This is a genomic window from Magnetospira sp. QH-2, assembly GCF_000968135.1.
Lineage (GTDB): Bacteria > Pseudomonadota > Alphaproteobacteria > Rhodospirillales > Magnetospiraceae > Magnetospira.
Genome location: NZ_FO538765.1, coordinates 2,197,273 through 2,217,688 on the forward strand (window position 1 = coordinate 2,197,273; position 20,416 = coordinate 2,217,688).

At 59.1% G+C, this 20,416-nt stretch carries 20 protein-coding genes and 1 pseudogene; 11 read left to right on the forward strand and 10 right to left on the reverse strand.

The annotated features are described in order from the left end of the window. Positions 1 to 8: 8 nt before the first annotated feature. Positions 9 to 668 (forward strand): lipoyl(octanoyl) transferase LipB, encoded by a 660-nt coding sequence (gene lipB / locus MGMAQ_RS10385; RefSeq protein ID WP_256379955.1) that lies wholly within the window; start codon positions 9 to 11, stop codon positions 666 to 668. Then, positions 665 to 1,561: a diguanylate cyclase gene (locus MGMAQ_RS10390; protein WP_046021495.1), complete on the forward strand. Its 897-nt coding sequence runs from the start codon at positions 665 to 667 to the stop codon at positions 1,559 to 1,561. Before lipB ends, MGMAQ_RS10390 begins: the two co-directional genes overlap by 4 nt. A gap of 263 nt (positions 1,562 to 1,824) precedes the next feature. On the opposite strand, the gene MGMAQ_RS10400 is transcribed toward MGMAQ_RS10390, so the two are convergent. The 3 genes from MGMAQ_RS10400 to fliI all read right to left on the reverse strand — a co-directional run bounded on the left by MGMAQ_RS10400 (position 1,825) and on the right by fliI (position 4,981). Further along, on the reverse strand, positions 1,825 to 2,856 hold the full coding sequence (locus MGMAQ_RS10400; RefSeq protein ID WP_046020119.1) for an IS110 family transposase: 1,032 nt from the start codon (positions 2,854 to 2,856) through the stop codon (positions 1,825 to 1,827). Between the two features lie 278 nt (positions 2,857 to 3,134). Beyond that, positions 3,135 to 3,566 carry a flagellar FliJ family protein gene (locus tag MGMAQ_RS10405; RefSeq protein ID WP_046021497.1) on the reverse strand — a complete coding sequence of 144 codons (432 nt, stop codon included), beginning with the start codon at positions 3,564 to 3,566 and terminating at the stop codon, positions 3,135 to 3,137. A gap of 11 nt (positions 3,567 to 3,577) precedes the next feature. Next, positions 3,578 to 4,981 (reverse strand): flagellar protein export ATPase FliI, encoded by a 1,404-nt coding sequence (gene fliI / locus MGMAQ_RS10410; protein ID WP_046021498.1) that lies wholly within the window; start codon positions 4,979 to 4,981, stop codon positions 3,578 to 3,580. 129 nt (positions 4,982 to 5,110) lie between these two features. Between fliI and ctrA the strand changes: the two genes are divergently transcribed. After that, a complete protein-coding gene (gene ctrA, locus MGMAQ_RS10415) occupies positions 5,111 to 5,848 on the forward strand; it encodes a response regulator transcription factor CtrA (protein ID WP_046021499.1) in 738 nt (245 codons plus the stop codon). Between the two features lie 204 nt (positions 5,849 to 6,052). On the opposite strand, the pseudogene MGMAQ_RS10420 reads toward ctrA, so the two are convergent. The 5 genes and pseudogenes from MGMAQ_RS10420 to MGMAQ_RS10440 form a co-directional block, all read right to left on the reverse strand. Further along, a pseudogene (locus tag MGMAQ_RS10420) lies at positions 6,053 to 6,856 on the reverse strand (protein-glutamate O-methyltransferase CheR); the annotation flags it as partial. Continuing rightward, on the reverse strand, positions 6,853 to 7,995 hold the full coding sequence (locus MGMAQ_RS10425) for a chemotaxis response regulator protein-glutamate methylesterase (protein WP_046021500.1): 1,143 nt from the start codon (positions 7,993 to 7,995) through the stop codon (positions 6,853 to 6,855). The pseudogene MGMAQ_RS10420 and the gene MGMAQ_RS10425, both read right to left, overlap by 4 nt. A 94-nt stretch (positions 7,996 to 8,089) precedes the next feature. Beyond that, complete coding sequence (locus MGMAQ_RS10430) at positions 8,090 to 8,455, reverse strand: PleD family two-component system response regulator (RefSeq protein WP_046021501.1); 366 nt, start codon at positions 8,453 to 8,455, stop codon at positions 8,090 to 8,092. Between the two features lie 123 nt (positions 8,456 to 8,578). Beyond that, positions 8,579 to 11,356: a chemotaxis protein CheW gene (locus MGMAQ_RS10435; RefSeq protein WP_046021502.1), complete on the reverse strand. Its 2,778-nt coding sequence runs from the start codon at positions 11,354 to 11,356 to the stop codon at positions 8,579 to 8,581. 132 nt (positions 11,357 to 11,488) lie between these two features. Then, positions 11,489 to 12,445, reverse strand: a complete 957-nt coding sequence (locus MGMAQ_RS10440) for a sulfotransferase (protein WP_046021503.1) — start codon at positions 12,443 to 12,445, stop codon at positions 11,489 to 11,491. A 271-nt stretch (positions 12,446 to 12,716) separates the two neighbouring features. Between MGMAQ_RS10440 and MGMAQ_RS10445 the strand changes: the two genes are divergently transcribed. Continuing rightward, the gene (locus tag MGMAQ_RS10445) at positions 12,717 to 13,949 is read left to right on the forward strand and encodes an MFS transporter (RefSeq protein WP_256379956.1); all 1,233 of its coding nucleotides are present in this window, start codon (positions 12,717 to 12,719) and stop codon (positions 13,947 to 13,949) included. Positions 13,950 to 14,112: 163 nt separating this feature from the next. Here the strand turns inward: MGMAQ_RS10445 and cyaY are convergent, their stop codons facing one another. After that, a complete protein-coding gene (gene cyaY, locus MGMAQ_RS10450; RefSeq protein WP_046021505.1) occupies positions 14,113 to 14,430 on the reverse strand; it encodes an iron donor protein CyaY in 318 nt (105 codons plus the stop codon). Between the two features lie 117 nt (positions 14,431 to 14,547). On the opposite strand from cyaY, the gene rpmE reads away from it, so the two are divergent. From rpmE to MGMAQ_RS10470, 4 genes are all read left to right on the forward strand, one after another. Then, on the forward strand, positions 14,548 to 14,772 hold the full coding sequence (gene rpmE / locus MGMAQ_RS10455; protein ID WP_046021506.1) for a 50S ribosomal protein L31: 225 nt from the start codon (positions 14,548 to 14,550) through the stop codon (positions 14,770 to 14,772). A 249-nt stretch (positions 14,773 to 15,021) separates the two neighbouring features. After that, positions 15,022 to 15,471, forward strand: coding sequence for a TerB family tellurite resistance protein (locus MGMAQ_RS10460; protein WP_046021507.1), 450 nt, complete (start codon positions 15,022 to 15,024; stop codon positions 15,469 to 15,471). Between the two features lie 163 nt (positions 15,472 to 15,634). Beyond that, positions 15,635 to 16,090: an Hsp20 family protein gene (locus MGMAQ_RS10465; protein ID WP_046023203.1), complete on the forward strand. Its 456-nt coding sequence runs from the start codon at positions 15,635 to 15,637 to the stop codon at positions 16,088 to 16,090. A gap of 129 nt (positions 16,091 to 16,219) precedes the next feature. Then, positions 16,220 to 16,432: a DUF2892 domain-containing protein gene (locus MGMAQ_RS10470; RefSeq protein ID WP_046021508.1), complete on the forward strand. Its 213-nt coding sequence runs from the start codon at positions 16,220 to 16,222 to the stop codon at positions 16,430 to 16,432. Between the two features lie 123 nt (positions 16,433 to 16,555). On the opposite strand, the gene MGMAQ_RS10475 is transcribed toward MGMAQ_RS10470, so the two are convergent. Continuing rightward, complete coding sequence (locus MGMAQ_RS10475) at positions 16,556 to 16,741, reverse strand: DUF1192 domain-containing protein (protein WP_148560922.1); 186 nt, start codon at positions 16,739 to 16,741, stop codon at positions 16,556 to 16,558. 98 nt (positions 16,742 to 16,839) lie between these two features. Here MGMAQ_RS10475 and radA point away from each other — a divergent pair, with 98 nt between their 5' ends. From radA to purF, 3 genes are read left to right on the forward strand one after another with little or no spacing between them, the layout of a single operon-like run. Further along, the gene (radA, locus tag MGMAQ_RS10480; protein WP_046021510.1) at positions 16,840 to 18,204 is read left to right on the forward strand and encodes a DNA repair protein RadA; all 1,365 of its coding nucleotides are present in this window, start codon (positions 16,840 to 16,842) and stop codon (positions 18,202 to 18,204) included. A 46-nt stretch (positions 18,205 to 18,250) separates the two neighbouring features. Continuing rightward, a complete protein-coding gene (locus MGMAQ_RS10485; protein WP_046021511.1) occupies positions 18,251 to 18,922 on the forward strand; it encodes a CvpA family protein in 672 nt (223 codons plus the stop codon). 26 nt (positions 18,923 to 18,948) lie between these two features. Next, a complete protein-coding gene (purF, locus tag MGMAQ_RS10490; protein WP_046021512.1) occupies positions 18,949 to 20,415 on the forward strand; it encodes an amidophosphoribosyltransferase in 1,467 nt (488 codons plus the stop codon). Position 20,416: the final 1 nt, after the last annotated feature.

The following is a 20,416-nucleotide window of genomic DNA, read 5'->3' on the forward strand; positions in this document are numbered from 1 at the left end:
ACACTGTCATGCACAACAGCGATCAGATGGAATGGCGCGCCCCGGAGAACTTCGTCGACTATGGGGCCGCTCAGGCGGAAATGGACCAACGCGTGGCGGCCATCCACAACGGATCGGCCCCGGAGTGCATCTGGTTTCTAGAACACCCTCCCCTATATACCGCGGGCACCAGCGCCAAACCGACGGACTTATTGGATCCTAACCGCTTCCCCGTCCATGCGACCGGGCGTGGCGGCCAATACACTTATCACGGTCCGGGGCAACGCATCGCCTACGTCATGCTCGATCTGCGCAAGCGGGGGCGCGACCTGGGCGCCTTCGTGCATGGGCTGGAGGATTGGATCATTGCCGCCCTGGCCCGGTTTGATGTTCGAGGCGAGCGCCGCAAGGACCGTGTCGGTATCTGGGTGGTCCGTGATGACGGCCGGGAAGACAAAGTGGCCGCCATCGGCGTGCGGGTGCGACGCTGGGTAACCTTCCATGGCCTGGCCATCAACGTGAACCCGGAATTGAGCCACTTCGAAGGAATCATCCCCTGCGGTATTGCCGCGCACGGGGTTACGTCGTTGCATGATTTGGGACAACCGGTCACCATGGCGCAAGTGGACGAAGCCCTCCGCGAAACCTTCTCCAGCGTGTTCCCCGAGATGCCCAAGGAGCTCCCGTGACCCCCGCCGAAATACTTGACGAACTGGACCGGGCCATCGGGAATCACCTGATCTGGCTAAAAGAATGGCACCGGGAAATAGCCTGTGGGTCGCCCCCCTTCGCCCACGAACTGAGTTACGATCCCCACCATCTGTGCCGCTTCGGCACCTGGTATGTGCGCCACCAGCATCGGGGACTGATGGACCAACCGGCCCTGCATACCCTGTCGCGCCTGCACCGGGACATGCATGATCGGGCCCATGCGCTGATGGGCCGTGCCCGCTCTGGCGAAATTCTGGACCGGGCCGACTATGATGCCTTTGCCGATTCTTTCAATGCCTTCTTGGCCCAAGCCCGACGGCTGGAAAAAGCCTTCTCGCAAGCTCACCAGGATCTGGACCCGCTGACCGGCGTTCACAACAGACAAGCCATGACACGGGAACTGGAACGGGAACGCGAGCGCCATTTGCGCACCGGCGAGCCTTGCTGCATCGCTCTTGCCGACCTGGACCATTTTAAAGCCGTCAATGACACCTACGGTCACCAGACAGGTGACAAGGTCTTGGCTTTGGCAGCGGAATCGTTCCTGACCAGCCTGCGACCCTTTGACTACGTGTTTCGATATGGCGGCGAAGAGTTTTTGTTATTCTTGCCCAACACCACCCTGGATACCGGCAAGCAGGCGGTGGAACGCCTGCGCGAGACCTTGGCCGTTACCCCCATCCCCTTGAACAACAATGAAAAGCTTCCGGTCACGGCTTCGTTCGGCCTTGCAGAATTGATCGACACGGCAACCGTGGAGGCAACCATCGAGCGCGCCGATCAGGCTCTGTATTGGGCCAAGGACCAAGGCCGAAACCGGGTGGTGGCCTGGGATGGTGCGGCTCAGATCGACGCCCTGTCGGCGAATTAAACGCGAAAGGCAGGCTGCTTCTGTAATCGAGTCATTTGAGTCAAGCTGATTTCCAAGCCGTCGGTTTGAACCTGGGTTATGTGGCGCCCTTTGCTTCTGTCCGCGGTCGACGTCGTCGCCGCATGATGGGGATCAAGGGGGATCGGGTGCAGCAATCTGAAAAGCGTGGTCTTACGCCACTGCAGCCTGCGCGCTGTCATCCGAGCCCCGCGCGTCGCCACGCGTCCTGGCCGCCCTTCAGGCGATCTCGGTTTTCGTTGTGTTTAGATGGCGGTCTCCTCCTTGCGGTACTGGAAGTCCGTGCCGTCGATCCACATGCGATGCATGATTACGGCGAGACGCCGGGCAACGGCTACCTTGGCGCGTTTCATCCCGCGCCTTTTGGCGACCGCGAGCCCCCAGTGTTTGAGCCAGGACCAACGGCGGGTTCGAGTGAGAAGTGCATTGGCGGCCTCGAACAAAAGCCAACGAACCATGGCATCTCCGCACTTGCTGATGGGGCCGCTTCGGTCCTGCTCTCCCGAGGCGTATCTGCGTGGGACAAGCCCGAAGTGGGCGCCGACCATGACCGACTTTTGAAACCGTTCCGGCACGTCGAGTCCTGTCCTGAAAGCGAGGGCGGTAACCGGGCCGACGCCGGGAACGGTCATCAGGCGCCGGCAAACGCTATCATCGCGCGCAGCGGCATGAACCTGCCGGTCGAGCTTGTCGAGTTGTTCGAGCAAGGCTTGGCGCGCAAGCAAGAGCGGCTCGGCGGCTGCGCTGAGGTGCGGGTTATCAGCCGTCAATTCCCGAACCCGCGCCGCGAAAAGGCGTCCGCGCGCCATACCGACCTTGAGGCCGAAAGCTTTCAATGTTCCTCGTACCGTATTGGACAACTGACGGACCTGATGAACCAGGGTCTCCCGATGGGTCAGCACCATCCGGAGCTCCTGACTGCGCGCGGTCTTGACGTGGGTCGCGCGGTACAAACCGGTCCGCATCGCCTGGCTGATCAAGCGGGCGTCGCGACGGTCCGTCTTGACTGGGCTGGCGCTGGCAAAGGCCTTCATTTGCCGGGTCTCGATACAAATCACAGGGAGGCCCCGACTGGACAGTCCTGCGTACAGCCAAGGCGCCAGAGGGCCAGCTTCCAACCCAATTCGCGCAAAGCCACGCCCGCTTTCCTCGAGCCAAGTGGCGACCGCCTCGGGTGTGCTTGACACCTTGCCTTCGCGAATGACGGTTCCCTTTGCATCAATCTCACAGATCGAAATGCTTGCCATCGATACGTCCATTCCAACAAAATACTCCATAGCTGGTCTCCTCTGTTCCATGTCCAGGAATTGACCCGGATCCTTGATCAAGACCGAGTGTGGAGACCAGCTGACTGTCTAGGCAATCCCTGACTGCTCGATTACCGCCATCTGAAAAAGTCCGATTTCGAGCGTATCGCGACACATGCTTCGACAAGCTCAGCATGAGGGCCTTTTATTTCTCAACATGTTAGCTTCACCCTGAGCTTCCTCATCCCGAGCTTGTCGAGGGACGAAGGGCGCGGCGGGCCGTAGGACAACACTATTTCAGCAGCCTGTTAACGGTTCTCTTCCACCTTCAACAGGTGTGAGCGCATGCCGATCTCATCCAGTTGCGCCTGTTCCCGCCGGTCTTCCTCTTGCTTGGTACGGGCATCGCGCAGTTTCTGGCTTTGCTCGTAGGCCTTCAGGTCGATGTAAGCCTCACCGAGGTGTTCCTGAGCCTGCTCAACCAATGCCTCCACGTCGGCGGTTGCCTTGGCCAGCAGTTCCCGCTTGGCATTGACCCCGTCCGCGAAAGCCCCATAGGTTAGCGCGAATTGCGGCAAACGGGCGGCAATCTCTTGTTCTTCGACCACCTGCTCTTCCAGCCTTCGGCTCTGCTCCTCCAATTGGTAGAGCGCATTCAGCCGCTCGCCCAGTGCCCGTCGCCGTTCATCGACGGTGAACTGTGCCAACCGGATCAGCGTATGGAGATCTTTTTCAGCCATGATCTAGGCGGTCATGATTGAGGAGCGGCAGGGGCTGCTGCCGGCGCCACTTCTACCGCTTCTTCAGAGTCTGGCAAGACATCGCCATAGGCTTCTCCCAGGATCACCGCCAACTGCTGATAGCCCTGCTCCAATGTGATTTTTTCCACCATGTCCTGACTGAGAAATCCTTCGAGGAATTCGTAGTACTGAATGGCCTCGTCCACCGCCGCATCGGTGCCGCGTCGATAGGCACCCAGGCGGATCAATTCGGCCATGTCTTCATAGGTGGCCAACAGCTTGCGGGCACGGCTGACCAGATGGTTCTGCTCCGGCGTGTTGCAGTCGGGCAGCGTTCGCGACACGCTACGCAGAATATTGATGGACGGGTAACGGCCTCGCTCGGCGATGGTCCGGTCCAACACCACGTGCCCATCGAGAATCCCGCGCACGGCATCTGAGATTGGCTCGTTGTGGTCATCCCCTTCCACGAGTACCGTAAACAGGCCACTGATGGATCCTTGGCCCGCGCTTCCCGGTCCGGCCCGCTCGAGTAGTTGCGGCAGTTCCGCGAAAACGGTGGGGGTATAGCCCTTGCTGGCCGGAGGCTCTCCCGCCGATAGACTGATTTCCCGTTGCGCCATGGCGAATCGGGTCACGCTATCCATCAAGCAGAGCACATCGTGACCCTGGTCGCGGAAATACTCGGCCACGGCCAAAGTCATATAGGCGGCTTGGCGCCGAATCAGGGCCGGTTCGTCGGAGGTGGCGACCACCACCACGCTGCGTGCCATGCCCTCCTCGCCCAGGTCGTCCTCGATAAACTCCCTTGCCTCGCGTCCGCGCTCGCCAATCAGCCCGATCACACTGATATCGGCTTCGGTATGTTTGGCCATCATGGAAAGCAGGCTGGACTTACCCACGCCGGATCCCGAGAAGATACCCATTCGTTGACCGCGGCAGCAGGTCAAAAACGTATTCATCGCCCGAACGCCCAGATCGATCTTGTCGCCCACCCGCTGTCGACCATGGGCCGGCGGTGGCCGGTTGCGTACCGGATAGGCGCGATGGCCCGAGGACAAGGGGCCCTTGCCATCCACCGGCTCGCCGAATGCATCCACCACCCGGCCCAGCCAATTGTCATCGGGATAGATGACCGGCTCGGTCACCCCCAGTTCGGCGCGACACCCCAGTGCCACACCGTCCAACTGACCGAACGGCAACAACAGAGCCTTGCCATGACGGAAACCGACCACCTCGCAAATAATCTGCCGGTCGTTGCGCCCGATGATTCGGCAATGGTCGCCGATGGAAAGGGCGCCATGCATGCCACCCAATTCCACCAACATGCCCTGAACTCCGGATACCTTGCCGTAGACCTGGTGATCCGGCAGGCGTTCAATCTCGCGAATCAGGCTTTTCACATGCAATGGCATGACGCACCTCCAACGATCCCCGCTATTTTCGAGGAAATATCCAGCTATTGAAAGTAATGGATGACGATTCCCCAACATATGGTTACCATGAGCCATATTCATTAACGGTGACACGAACCGGATATACCCATGCGCGTACTCCTCGTCGAAGACGATCCGAACATGGCCAAGAGCATCGAACTGATGCTCAAGTCCGCTGGTATGGTCATAGATTCCACCGATTTGGGCGAAGATGGCCTGGAAATAGGCAAACTCTATGACTACGACCTGATCGTGCTTGATCTAATGCTGCCGGATATCGACGGCTACGAAGTTCTGCAACGATTACGTGATGCCCGGGTGGAAACGCCGGTGTTGATCCTGTCGGGGCTCACCGAGCCGGACAACAAGGTTAAAGGGCTCGGCTTCGGCGCCGATGACTATTTGACCAAGCCGTTTGACAAGGCCGAATTGATTGCCCGTATCCAGGCCATTGTCCGTCGCTCCAAGGGCCATGCCCAGCCGGTGATCAAGACCGGCAAGTTGTCGGTCAATTTGGAAGCCCGCACGGTCGATGTGGAAGGCACGCCTATCCATCTCACCGGCAAGGAATATGGCATTCTTGAACTGTTATCCCTGCGCAAGGGCACGACTCTGACCAAGGAGATGTTCCTGAACCATCTTTATGGCGGCATGGATGAACCGGAACTGAAAATTATCGATGTATTCGTGTGCAAACTGCGTAAGAAGCTGACCACCGCCACGGGTGGCGCCAACTACATCGAAACCGTCTGGGGCCGGGGCTACGTGCTGCGCGATCCCCATGAGGGAACGCCGGTCACCGAGGGTGCAGGCGATGCACCCGCCGAGCAGACACCAGCAAGCTGACAAGCTCGGACTTCCAACAAAGTCGTATTATGAGCGAGGCCCCTTGGTTGGCCGTATGCCGCTGCCCGCATCTGGGCGGCTAGCCGACCCTGGGCGCTTGGCGAAAGCGGGTTTGGCCCCCGCGGTCCGTGCCGCGCCCCAAGTCCGTTTGGGCCGATCTCCCCCCGCCGCCGGTTCCGTAGGCGTGGCTTTTCCGCCGACACCGGTCAATCTATAGAGTCCACGATGACCGGGAAGCGGTTCGAATCGATCGGTCAAGCCCAACACTGTTTCCGCGCCACCAAGGTACAGAGAGCCATCTTCGGGCAGGACCCCGGCCAATCCATCCAAGACCTGGGTTTTTGTTGGCTGATCAAAATAGATCAGCACATTGCGGCAAAACACCACATCGAATGAGCCGAGCACCCGCAGGTCATCAAGCAGGTTGAATTCGCGGAACTGGACCATTTTCCGCAGCTCGGGCGATATGAACCAGTTTTCGTCCTCTTTCTTGAAGTATTTGACCAGCATTTGGATCGGCAGACCACGCTGTACCTCGAACTGGGAGTACTTGCCTGCCTTGGCCTTGGTCAGCATTTGGGTGGAAATGTCGGTGCCGACAATATCGACCTTCCATCCGGCCAGCTTCGCGGCCTGTTCCTTGAGGATCATGGCCAGCGAATAGGGTTCTTGACCGCTGGAAGCCGCAGCGCACCATATGCGCAGGCTCTTGCGGCTTGCCCGTGATTCGAGCAGGGCCGGCAGAGTGACATCGCGGAACATATCGAAGGGCTTGATATCTCGGAAGAAGAAGGACTCATTGGTGGTCATGGCCTCGATGACTTCCTTGATCAAGGCCGTGTCCCGGCGCCGCATTTGCGCCACCAGCGCATCCAGGTCCTTCATGCCTCGTTCTCGGGCCACAGGCATCAACCGGCTTTCCAGCAAGTATCCCTTGTCCGGATTAAGCACCAATCCTGATTGCTTTTTCAGCAAGTCGGCGATGAACTGGAAATCGTCCGGAGTCATCGCCCTCTCCTTGTCAGCAGCCGAACCACTTTCGAGGCCATATCACCGACGGGCAGAACATCACTACATATTCCGGCCCCCGCCGCCGCGCCGGGCATGCCCCAGACCACGCTGGTCGCCTCGTTCTGAGCCAGAATGGTGCCTCCGGCCTCGACCATCTTTGTTGCGCCTCTCAATCCATCCGTCCCCATGCCGGTCAATATGATTCCCAGCGCATGGCCGCCATAGACCGCGGCAATACTGTCAAACAACGGATCGACAGCCGGGCGACAAAAATTTACTTCCGGGCCATCATCCAATCGAATGACATTTTGCGACCCTTGCCTTTCCACCACCATATGATATCCGCCGGGCGCCACCAAGACCCGACCGCCGGTGATCGGCATGCCCGTTTCACCCTCAACGCAGTCCCATCCGGTCATCCGGTTGATATGCTGGGCCAAGATCGTGGTAAAAGTTGCGGGCATATGCTGCGTAATCAAGATTGGTTGGCGGCATCCTCCCCGAAGCCCCTTGAGAACCTCAAAAAGGGCCTGTGGGCCCCCGGTGGAACTGCCGATCGCAACAACCTCCACCGGCTCCCGCCCCGCTTCCCGCAAGGTGAAACCCGTACCGGGCAATCGCCGAGCGTTCGCTTCTGCGGTCTCATGAGTTCGCGGCATTCCAGTCGAAGTCGGCTTGCTGAACGCACCGGGCCGCGTCTTGGGCGCCGAGCCCGCGGTCGCGCCTGCCCTGGCAATCCTGCGGCGGCGTGCGAGGCCCAGGTTCCGCACTTTCTCAAGCAACTCCCGCCGAAACCCGCCCTCTGCGCCAATCTCTTTCGTCGATGCCGGCTTGGGCAGGTAGTCCGCCGCCCCATCGGCCAGCGCTTTCATGGAAATCTCGGCGTTCCGCAATGTGAGGGTAGAGGCCATCAAGATTGGAACATCCGGTTTCAGTGCCAGCATTTTAGGCAGCGCTTCCATGCCATCCATCACCGGCATCTCAATATCGAGCACGACCACATCGATTTCTTGGTGGTTGAGGCTGTTGACCGCCATTTTACCATTGGCCACCGACGTGATCACCTTGATGCCTGGATCGCTTTCCAACAACCGGGAAAACAACCCTCTGACCACGGCGGAGTCGTCAACCAGCATCACGCGGATGGGGGCATCCGTTGTTTCTGCTGGAGCGTGCGATTGTTCCGCTTTGAAAGCCACTTGCACCTTGCTTAACCGAATGAATCGGTGTTCACAGCAAACCCACCTGCGCAAATTTCGCCTGAATGATTTCGCTGTCGAATGGTTTCATGATGTATTCATTGGCGCCAGCCTCAATGGCTTCCTGAATATGCTCGATGTCGTTTTCCGTCGTGCAGAATACAACCACCGGCTTGTCGCCACCGGGAAGCTTGCGCATCTCGCGGAGGAACTCAATGCCGCTCATGACCGGCATATTCCAGTCGAGCAGAATTGATTCAGGCATATTCTTCTGGCAGGCATCCAAGGCCTCCTTGCCATCAGCAGCCTCGACAGGCTCGAATCCGAGCTCATCCACTATTTTTCGGGCAACCATTCGGATCACCCTGGAATCATCAACGATCAGACAGGATTTCATCGTTCTCCACCAATTCGCCGGGACAGGGAGTTCCGCCCCCGTTTGTGCTAGATTTTTGTCTTCAAGACCTACGGAACCCTAGCAAACCGTCCGAGCCCTGTACAGTCGTATAGTATGGTCAATTCATCCTCTTGAACTGTCGCCACCGGCCAACACGGAAAGGGTTTCATTCAGGGTCCGGACCAAGGCATCCCGGTCGAATTTCGCCACATAATCCGTAAATCCCGCCTCTCGGCCATGATCAAAATCCTGATCCGTGGCATGGGAAGACAAGGCAATGACGGGGACCTCCGCCCATCGGGGGTTCGCGCGCAGGGTACGGGTGAATTCGAACCCATCCATACCCGGCATCTCGATATCGCTGACAATGGCATCGAATTCATGGTCTCCACCGAGCAACTTCAAAGCATTGTCGGCATTCTCCGAGGAAACCACGCTGTAGCCCGCCATGGTCAACAAAGGGGTCAGCAAATTGCGGAAAAATGGGCTGTCGTCCACCAGCAAGACCCGGTGCCCGGATTGATCATCCGAGCTCTTGTAGGCTTCTTGATCGGCGGAGCCGAACCAATCACTAAAGGCCTGAGTCAGGTAATACCCAACATCGATCACATCCGTGGCCCGCCCGGCAATCACCGCCGTTCCAATCAGTTCCGGCATTGGCGACGGGAGTTCGATATCCAGTTGGTCCTCGACGATATCGACAATTTCGTCAACCATCAGTCCCATGGACCGGTCTTGCTCGGTAAAGACCAGAATAGGCTGCTGTCCGGTGCGTCCCTGGTCGTGGGAACCGGCGCATGGAACCAAGGGCATCAACCGCCCTCGATATTGAATCATCGGCAGTCCATGGCTGAATTCCACATCGGCCAGATCAATCTCTTCCAACCGCGCCACCAGAGCCAAGGGGACGGCCTTTGGCTCTTCTGAACCGGCCTTAAAGACCAACAGGCTGGTGATCTGTTCGGCCGATAGCCTTTCTTTTTCCTCTTCGGCGGCGCGTTCCTCTTCCGCGGCCAGGTCCACATCTCCCGACGCCGAGGCAATACCATTGGGATCAAGGATCATGATGACCCCCCCGTCGCCGAGGATCGTATTGCCAGAATAAAACGGTATATCCCTTAGAATGGGGGCAACCGGCTTGACCACGATTTCCTCGGTATCAAAAATCTTGTCGACGATGATGCCGAATGTATAGGCCCCCACCTGGGTCACGATGATAAAGGCATCCTCATCCACGTTGATCTCTTGATCATTCAGATGCAGAAGCTGGCCCAACGACACCAAGGGCAGCAACCGGTTGCGCAGCCGCAACACCGGCGTTTCGCTGATCATCTCGATGGCATGTTCGGATTTCGACGAAGCCCGCACCAATTCCAACACACTGATTTGTGGAATGGCGAACCGCTCCCCGTCGCAGGCCACGATCAACGCCGATACGATGGCCAGGGTCAAAGGGATTTTGATGGTAAACAGGGATCCCTTGCCGGTGGTGGATTTCAGTTCGATCGTCCCACCAATCTTTTCGATATTGGTGCGCACCACATCCATGCCCACGCCCCGACCCGAAACCGACGTCACCTTTTTCGCCGTCGAAAAACCGGCGCGGAAGATAAACTGGTGAATTTGATGCTCGGTCATGGCGAGCACGTCATTTTCGGTTGCGAGGCCGTTGTGCAGAATCTTCTCGCGCACACGATCGGTATTGATCCCTTTGCCGTCGTCACCGATTTCAATGATGATATGGCCGCCTTCGTGATAGGCGTTCAGGCTGATGGTTCCGGTCTCCGGCTTGCCCAGGGCGACTCGTTCGGCCGTGGGCTCCAAACCATGGTCGCCTGAATTGCGAACCATATGAGTCAATGGGTCCTTGATCAGTTCAAGGATCTGTCGGTCCAGTTCGGTTTCAGCGCCGCGCATTTCCAAATGGATTTTCTTGTCCATCTCCAAAGCCAGATCGCGGACAATGCGGGGCAACTTCGCCCAGGCATTGCCAATGGGCTGCATGCGGGTTTTCATCACCCCTTCTTGCAGGTCCGTTGTGATGTGGCTGAGCCTTTGCAGCGGAACCGAAAACTCCGAATCATCCTGGCCGCGCACCATTTGCGACAACTGATTGCGGGTCAGCACCAATTCACTGACCAAGGTCATCAGGTTCTCGAGAAGGTTTACATTGACCCGAATGGTCTGCGCCGCCAAAGACATATCCTTGGCGCCCGGATCCTTGGCCACGACCTCTTTTGGATTGTGTTTGGGCTTTGAAGAGTCGGTGATAGCCGGGACCGAAGGCGTTGAGACATCCTCGGACGCTTTTTCACCGACAGGGGACTCGGGTGGCGCGGCGGCCTCGGCCGCCGTAATCTCGGCCAGCAATTCCGCAGCCACCGGAAATCCATCGGCTTCAACGATCGGCTCGGGAGTCGTTTCGGGTTCAAAGACCGGTTCAGGCTTGATTTCCGGCTCTGGCTTGACGGGTTCAACCGATTTGGCCGCGGCCTTTTCCTTGGTCGCCTTGATAATGGCCGCCTGCCCTTCGGCAAGCGTATTCAGGCGAGCGATCAGATCACTATCGTCCCCATCGGGCTCCTCTTCGGTTCGTTCAAGAACGTCAAGCATGCCACGGATGGTATCGATGCATTCAAGGATCAAGGTCACCGCGTCGGGGGTGACTCTCAGAGTCCCATCTCTGAACTTGCCCAGAACATTTTCACCGGCGTGGGCGACCTTTTCCAATCGTGGCAGCCCAAGAAAGCCACAGGTTCCCTTGATGGTATGAACGAGCCGGAAAATATTGCCAAGAATATCGGCGTCGTTGGGGTCTTGCTCGAACTTCACGAGCTCCACGTCCAATACGGCCAGATTTTCTCCTGTCTCTGTCAGAAATTCACTGAGCAGATCGTCCATCGCCAATCCTCGCAAGGCGCGGATCGTAGTGTCCGCTTTGTCGTTTCGCCGAGAGGATAACACCCAGATAGCCAGAAAGTCTTGCCAAATCGTTGTGATTCCGAAACCAGAGCCCCCCCCAGGGCCACACCGTCACTGGAAGAATTTGGCGAGCGGGCTGGCCTCCAAAAGAGTCTGAATTTTGTCGATGGCTTCCGGGCTCAATTCCTCGCGCCATTTGTTGGCGGACTTCTTTGGGTCCTTGAAGACGCTGTAGTAGCGCGTGTTTGCCTTGGAATGATTGATCGACTGATCCAAGAACCCTTCGGTTTGCTCATCCCAGGTGAGGCCATAGGACTCAAAGAGCTCTTTGGATTTGGCGATGGGATCGTCGCACAGCCGATCATAGACGATGTACCGATAGTTGGGATTGCCATCCATTTGCCGAACCACCCGCTCATTGTAGACCAGCCACCCGATAGCCATTTGCTCTTCCAGACTCAGACCCTGCAAGTATTCCAAAGTCCAACCACGATTTTTGATTTCATCCTGTTCGGAAAAGAAGGCCAAAAACGGATCCGCCTTCATGGCCTTGATTTTATCGCCCCGCATGCGCGAAGCCACGTAGCCGCAGGGGTGGCGGATGATATGCAGCAGTTTGAGATCCGGATCGGCGGCGGCGAACAACGGCGCCCGCCCCAAGCAAGAAACAGTCTTGAGCACCAGAAAGCTGTCGCCAACGGGCTTTTGCTTAAACTCAGGAACGCTGTACCGCGGCTCGCGAAAGTAGCTCAAGGGGATATAAGACAGCGCGCGGTTTGCGATGACCGCCGCTTCGAACAAAGCTTGGTTGATCGGCCCGCGATAGTTCTTTTTGAAAAACGGCAATTGGCCCACACAGCGAAGAGCCTTCACCCCCGCCAACTCCATGAGGTATTGCTTGGCAGGCCCCTCATACTGGGGAATCTCATCCTTGCTCACGAGATTCGGGATATCACGGTTGCGCTGAACAATATCCGGTTCGTGCCGGTAGATCACTTCCTTGTGGCTGTCGAAAATCTTTCCCAGCCATGATGTCCCAGAGCGCGGGCTCCCGACAATGAACAACATTCAAACGACTCCGTTTATTCACCAAATTCCCGTGACCGCGCCTGGCGCTCTTGCCTTGCTGGGCCCCATTCGATCCGCGAATGCCCGGCCCGGTCTCACCATCGGGCCAAGCTCCAATCCACAACACGTATCGACGGTGACCCCCATCGAACCCGTCGCGGAGCATAACGGATGAAGAGAGACAGGTGAAAACAAAAATCCAAAGCCGACAGGGCGCTATCTGAGTTTTTTCATTCAAATCAAGGACCCGCGAATTCGAGGCATTTTAGACTTGCCTCCGTCGCCGGAGCGTCTTACCCATGAGCCCATGCTGATACTCTTTATTATCGTCTTTATCGATCTGGTGGGCTTTGGGATCATCATCCCGCTGCTGCCCTTTTACGGTGAGCATTTCCATGCCACGCCGGACGTGGTTGGCCTATTGATGGCCACCTACTCCCTGACCCAGTTCATCGCCGCGCCCTATTGGGGCCGCCTGAGTGATCGACACGGGCGCAGGCCGATTTTGCTGCTGACCCTGGGTGGATTGGCGCTCTCTTATGTGTTGCTGGCCTATGCCGATACCCTGCTGCTGCTCTTCGTCGCGCGGGCCTTGGGCGGCTTCATGGCGGGCAACATCTCCACCGCCTTTGCCTATGTGGCCGATATCACCACCCCGGCCAACCGGGCCAAGGGCATGGGCGTTGTCGGAGCGGCTTTCGGCCTGGGATTCATCTTCGGTCCGGCCATCGGCGGTCTGTTGGCCGGAGATGATGTGGCCACCGCCGACTTCTATACCCCCTCCATGGCCGCTGCCGGGATGTCTGCTCTGGCCTTGCTGTTGGCCTTGTTCAAGCTCAAGGAATCCCTGTCGCCAGAGATCCGCGAAAGGCTCAAAAACCGGCCCAAGCGCAATCGGATCTCGCAGATCCGCGAGGCCTTCCTGCGCCCCGTCCAAGGCCGTCTGCTGTTGCTGACCTTTCTCGCCACCTTTGTATTCGCGGGCATGGAAACCACCTTTGCCATGTGGTCGGAGCGGCAATACGGCTGGGGTCCGTTCCAAAACGGAATCCTGTTTGCCTGCGTTGGTTTGCTCGCCGCCGCCATGCAAGGCGGTTTGGTCGGGCGGCTGGCCAAAATATTCGGTGAATCCAAGCTGGTGGTCGGCGGATCGGCGATCATGGCCATGGGCCTGGGCCTGTTGCCCTTGGCCACGGAACTGCCGATGTTGGCCGTTTCCATGTCCTTGATGGCTGGAGGGTTCAGCCTGCTGCAACCTTCCCTGAACAGCCTTTTGTCCCTGGCGGCCAGCGAAGAAGACCAAGGCGGCGCCATGGGAATCATGCGCTCCATCTCGACCCTGGCCCGGGTGATCGGCCCGGCCTGGGCCGGTTTTGTCTTCGCCAGCTTCGGCAAGGACTGGCCCTATTTCGGTGGCGCGATGATCGCCGCGGTTGTCGCCTTGATCGCGCTGGGAACCTTGCGGCGCCCGGTTGAACCGGCCGAAGCCTCGAGCGATGCCTAGCGCCTGTCCAACAGGCTGCTGAGAAAGTCCGATTTCGAGCCTGTGGCGACACATGCTTCGACAAGCTCAGCATGAGGGCCTTTGAATTTTCAACATGTTAGCCTCACCCTGAGCTTGTCGAAGGGCGCGGCGGGCCGTCGGACAACACTTGTTCAGCAGCCTGCTAAAGCGCCACGGTTACCCCGGTCTTATCGGTCAGTTCCTTGGACAGCATCTCGGCCAAGACATCGTCGCTGCGGGTGGCGCGCCAGACGCCGTCTTCGTAAGTGAAATGGCTGGCGCCGCTAACGGGCGAGGAAACCCAGACCTGCCGGGTTGGCGCCTGTTTGTTGATCACGTACTGGCCGCCGCTGTCGAGCTCGATGGTCAAGATGCCGCTTTGGAAGTCCACGTCCGCCACATCGCCGATGGCCTCGTCGATGATCTCGGCATAACTCCCGAGGGTGGTGTCGGCAATGGTCTCGAAAGCGCTTAGTTCCATGGGTCCGCTCCTCTGTGGATCTGAGGATTAGATAAAGCGCCCAAGGGGTCAGAACAACCCTTGCGCCGATGCCAAGGCTTCTGTATACAAGCGCCTTCGAATTTCGGAGCACAAGACATGAAGAACGACATTCATCCAGAGTACCATGAGATCACGGTCCAGATGACCGATGGCTCCACCTTCACCACCAAGTCCACTTGGGGCAAGGAAGGCGACGTGCTGAAACTGGACATCGACGCCAAGTCGCACCCGGCCTGGACCGGTGTGCACCGTCTGCTGGATTCCGGCGGTCAGTTGGCCAAGTTCAACAAGAAGTTCTCGACCTTCGGGATCAAGAACTAAGCTTCCGCCTGCACGGGCGAGAGCACAACGGATATCCCAAGGCCCCGGAGCATCGGCTCCGGGGCTTTTGTGTTGCCTGTCCGATATCTGCCCGCGTGCCCGTCACAATTCCCTCTGCCCCTTGGGATATCCTTTGAGACCCCTCTCCCATTGGCTATACTTTTCAGTATTCGCTGGATCTGGTTCCGCCGTAGCTTCCTGTGGGCGCGGCCTTGTTGCGGATCCCCATCCGGCATCGGAGGAAATCAGATGCTCAGATCTCTCACACAAGCCCTCATCGACTTCGAGCGGTTTGATGTTGGAAACGAGCAGCTTGACGAAGTTCAGGCGGCGATCTGCATCATGCTCGGTCGCGTGGCCCATGCCGATGACGACTATCATGACAAGGAGCACGCCTGTATCCGCGATCTGCTGCACAACAAATTGGGCATCACCTATGGCGGTGTCGATCAGCTGATGCGGGCGGTGCGATCCGTCAGTTCGGACAGCCAGACCAGCGATTTCGGATGCTGGCATATTATTACCGGACAACTGGATGACGATGAATACCCGGAGATTATCCGGTTTCTCTGGGAAGTCGCCTATGCCGACGGCACGGTCAAAAGCGCCGAATCCCGATATATCACCCGTTTCGCCGACTATCTGGATATCACCGCGGAGCAATGCGAGGACATTCGCAAAACCGCCGAACCGTCCTAAGAGGCGGATTTAAAAGATACGATTGAAGACTTGCAGCGGGGAAAAACCCGACTAAATGAAGACTAAGGACGGAATGCCACGATCGGGTTCCGGGCCTTTTGAACCCCGGGCGCGCTTCGGCGGCCCGCCACAGAAACCCATGTTGCTCAAAGGAGAACATGCCATGACTCGCTACGATTTTTCCCCCCTTTTTCGTTCCACCGTCGGCTTTGATCGCATGCAGCGCATGATGGACAGCGCCCTGCGTCTGGATGAGTCCAACGCCGCCTATCCGCCCTACAACATCGAGAAATTGGGCGAGGACGACTACCGCATCACCATGGCGGTGGCCGGGTTCGCCGAATCCGATATCGATGTGGTGGTGGAGAACGATACCCTGACCGTTTCCGGCCAGATTGAAAGCGAAGGCGACGAGGCCACCTACCTGCATCGCGGCATCGCCACCCGCGCCTTCCAGCGCCGCTTCCAGCTCGCCGACCATATCAAGGTCTCCGGCGGCTCCATGGTTGACGGCCTGTTGCATATCGACCTGGTGCACGAGGTCCCCGAGGCCATGAAACCGCGCAAGATCGAGATCGGCGCCGGTTCCGCGCCGAAGATCGAGAAGAAGGCAGCGTAAGCCCCCCCCTATCGATCATTGCGGGAGGCGCTCCGTCGTGGGGCGCCTCCCTTTTCGTTCCCCCTTGATCCCGTCGATGAATGTGGTCATGTTCACCACCAGCCAGTTCACCCATCGGGAGGTTGCCCCATGAACCGCAATGTCGGCCGCATCGACCGGGCCCTGCGTATCGTCGCCGGAATCGTTATCTTTTTCCTGTTTTTCGCCCTGGAGCCGCCGATGCACTATATCGGGCTCATCGGCCTGGTGCCCCTGGCCACGGGCTTTCTGGGCTGGTGCCCGCCCTATAGCCTGTTCGGCATCAACACCTGCTCGGTGGACGAGACGGAACCTCAAGCCTAAAACAGAAAATCGCCGTCTCGCGAAGTGGGCGGTGCGAGACGGCGACAGTCAGGGAGGTATCCAAGTCAGATCGGGGGGATTGCCGATCACTTTCGAGGATACCGGCGTTCCGTTAAAGAGCGGTTAAAATTTGAATACCGAATCCGCGCCTTCCCGGGCCGCCTCCTTGCGGGTGATGGCGGCACGGCAGCGCTCGATCTCCGCGTTCAAGTCGCCGATATATTCCTCCAGCGCCTCCACCGACATCTCCGAAAGATCCGGCGCCGCCGCCAGGGTAGGCCGTTTGGGTTCCAGGTCGTCCGTGTCCATGGGGTCCGTCCCTTCTGATTGCCGCATACCTTGCTTGTCTTAACGCAACCGGTCGCCTAAACCAATCCCATAGCCTTACCTGAACCGGAGTTCCCCCCTTGCCCAAGTCCACCACCCGCTATGTCTGTCAGCAATGCGGCGCTTCCTATCCCAAGTGGGCGGGCAAGTGCGAAGCCTGCGGTGCCTGGAACTCCCTGGCCGAGGAACAGGCGCCGGAATCGGCGCCGAAGGGGCTCGGCAAGGGCAAGGGCCGCAAGATCGAGTTCGTCGATCTGGACGGCCCGGCGGGGCAGACCCCCCGCGCCGTCACCGGCATCGCCGAATTCGATCGGGTCTGCGGCGGCGGACTGGTGCCCGGCTCGGCCCTGCTGGTGGGCGGCGATCCGGGAATCGGCAAATCGACCTTGTTGTTGCAGGTTACCGCCGCCCTCTCCGCCCAGGCCCCCTGTGCCTATATCTCCGGCGAGGAAAGCGTTGATCAGGTGCGCCTGCGCGCCGCCCGCATGGGGCTGGCCGACGCGAAAGTCCAACTGGCGGCTGCCACAAGCGTGCGCGATATCGTCGCCACCCTGGAAGGCCCCGACGCGCCGAAGCTGGCGATCATCGATTCCATTCAGACCATGTATCTGGACAATCTGGATTCCGCGCCGGGCACGGTGGGTCAGGTGCGCGCCTCGTCCCACGAACTGATCCGGCTGGCCAAGCGGCGCGGTATCACCATCGTGCTGGTGGGCCATGTGACCAAGGAAGGTGCCATCGCCGGGCCCCGGGTGTTGGAGCATATGGTCGATACGGTGCTCTATTTCGAAGGCGACCGAGGCCACCATTTCCGCATCATGCGGGCGGTCAAAAACCGCTTTGGCGCCACCGACGAAATCGGTGTGTTCGAAATGACCGAAAAAGGCCTGGCCGAGGTCCCCAACCCCTCCGCCCTGTTCCTGGCCGATCATCAAGATGATGTCTCCGGCGCCTGTGTCTTTGCCGGGCTGGAAGGCTCGCGGCCGGTGCTGGTGGAACTGCAATCGCTGATCGCGCCCTCGACCATGTCCACGCCACGCCGGGCCGTGGTTGGCTGGGACAGCGGCCGTCTGGCCATGCTGCTGGCGGTGATGGATGCCCGCTGCGACCTGTCCCTGAGCGATCAGGAAGTCTATCTCAACGTGGCTGGGGGCCTGCGCATTACCGAGCCGGCGGCGGATCTGGCCGTGGCCGCGGCCCTGGCCTCGTCCGTGGGCGGCAAGCCGGTGCCCAAGGGCACGGTGGTGTTCGGCGAAGTGGGGCTGTCCGGCGAGGTCCGGGCCGTGGGACGGGCCGATGCGCGACTGAAGGAAGCCGCCAAGCTGGGCTTCACCCGGGCCATCATTCCCAAAAGGCGCCAAAAGGACGCTGACAAGAACCCCGAAGGCCTGACCGTCAACGAGATCTCGCACCTGGATGACCTGCTCAGACTGTTTGACAATTAGGTGAGCCTGTCGCAGGGTGCGCCCACGCGTTTGGGAAGGGGGAAAAGTGGAGAACCTGCCGGTCAATGCCATCGACATCGGCGTCGCGCTGGTCCTGTTGCTGTCGGGCATGCTCGCCTACAGCCGGGGATTCGTGCACGAGGTCCTTTCCATCGCCGGTTGGGTCGGTGCCATTTTCATTACCATCTATGGCCTTCCCCATGTGCGCCCCTATGCGCGCGAACTGATTCCGGTGGAATTGGCCGCCGATCTGGCTGCCGGCGCCATGCTGTTTATCGGCAGCCTCGTGGTTCTGTCCCTGGTCTCACGCGCCCTATCCAGAGGCATTCGCGATAGCGCCCTGAACGTGCTCGACCGCTCGCTGGGTTTTCTGTTTGGTCTATTGCGCGGCGGCGTCCTGGTGGCCCTGGCCTGGATCGCCTTGGACTGGGCGGTCCCGCCCGAGGAACGCCCCAACTGGCTGAATGATGCCCGCTCGCTGCCCTTGGTGGTGGCCGGAGCCGAGGCCCTGAAGCAACTGGTGCCCGAAGATCTGGCCGCCAAGGGCAAAGCCCAGGCCGATCAAACCCGCGACGATGTCAACCGCGCCATGGAAGCCGAGGAAGTGCTGCGTCAGGTGATCGACCCTCAGCCCCGTCAGGGCGATGCCACGGATGCCTCGGGATACGGCAACCGCGAACGCAAGGCCCTTGAGCGCCTCATTCAAACCAACCAGTAACCGACCGAAAAGAACAGGACCGCCCCATGTCCGACAGCCCCATGGACCAATTTCTCCCCGATGACCGCCCGCGCGAAGAATGCGGGGTCTTTGGAATTTATGGTCACAAGGATGCCGCCCAACTGACCGCCCTCGGCCTGCATGCTCTGCAACATCGCGGACAGGAAGCCGCGGGCGTGGTGACCTGTGATCAGGGACATTTCTATACCCATCGCGCCTTGGGATTGGTGGGCGACCATTTCAGCAGCCAGGCGGTGATGGATCCATTGGTCGGCCAAATGGCCATCGGCCATGTGCGCTATTCCACCACCGGCGACACCTTGCTGCGCAACGTTCAGCCCATTTTCGCCGATTTTGCCTTCGGCGGCATGGCCATCGCTCATAACGGCAACCTGACCAACGCCCGCGCCGTGCGCAAGACCCTCGTCGCCCGCGGTTGCCTTTTCCAGTCCACCATGGATACCGAAATCATCATCCATTTGGTGGCCATCAGCCTCTATACCACCGTTGTGGACCGCATGATCGATGCCCTGCGACAGTTGGAAGGCGCCTATTCCCTGGTCGCCCTGACCCGCAAGAAGCTGATCGGTGTGCGTGACCCGCTGGGCGTTCGGCCCCTGGTCATCGGCAAGCTGGGCGACTCCCTCATTTTGACTTCCGAGACCTGCGCCCTGGACATTATCGGCGCCGAGTTCATCCGCGACGTGGAACCGGGCGAGATCGTGGTTATCGACGAGAACGGCCTGCGCAGCATCAAACCTTTCGGCTCTTCCAAGCAGCGGTTCTGTATCTTCGAGTACGTCTATTTTGCCCGCCCAGACAGCGTCATGGAAGGCCACAACGTCTATGGCGTGCGCAAACAGATCGGCAAGGAACTGGCCCGCGAGAGCCATGTGGAGGCCGACATGATCGTCCCGGTACCCGACAGCGGCGTCCCGGCGGCACTGGGCTATGCGGAAGAATCAGGAATCCCCTTCGACCTGGGCATCATCCGCAATCATTATGTGGGGCGCACCTTCATCGAGCCGACCGACCGCATCCGGCACCTGGGCGTGAGACTGAAGCATAACGCCAATGCCGCCTATTTGGCGGGCAAGCGGGTGGTTTTGGTGGATGATTCCATCGTTCGGGGAACCACGTCGATCAAGATTGTCGAGATGGTCCGGTCCGCCGGGGCGGCGGAGGTGCATATGCGAATCTCCAGCCCACCAACCAACAATTCCTGTTTCTACGGCATCGATACGCCGAAAAAGGAACAGCTTTTGGCCTCGCAGATGGATCTGGAGGCCATGGCCAAGCATATCGGCGTCGATAGCTTGGCGTTCCTTTCCTTTGACGGCCTCTATCGCGCGGTCGGGGAATCCGGTCGTGATCCAGAGTCGCCTTGCTACTGCGATGCCTGTTTCACCGGCGAATATCCGACCAAGCTGACCGATCACTCGGATAGCAACGGCATGCCGGAACAACTGACACTGCTCACCGAAAGCCGCTGAT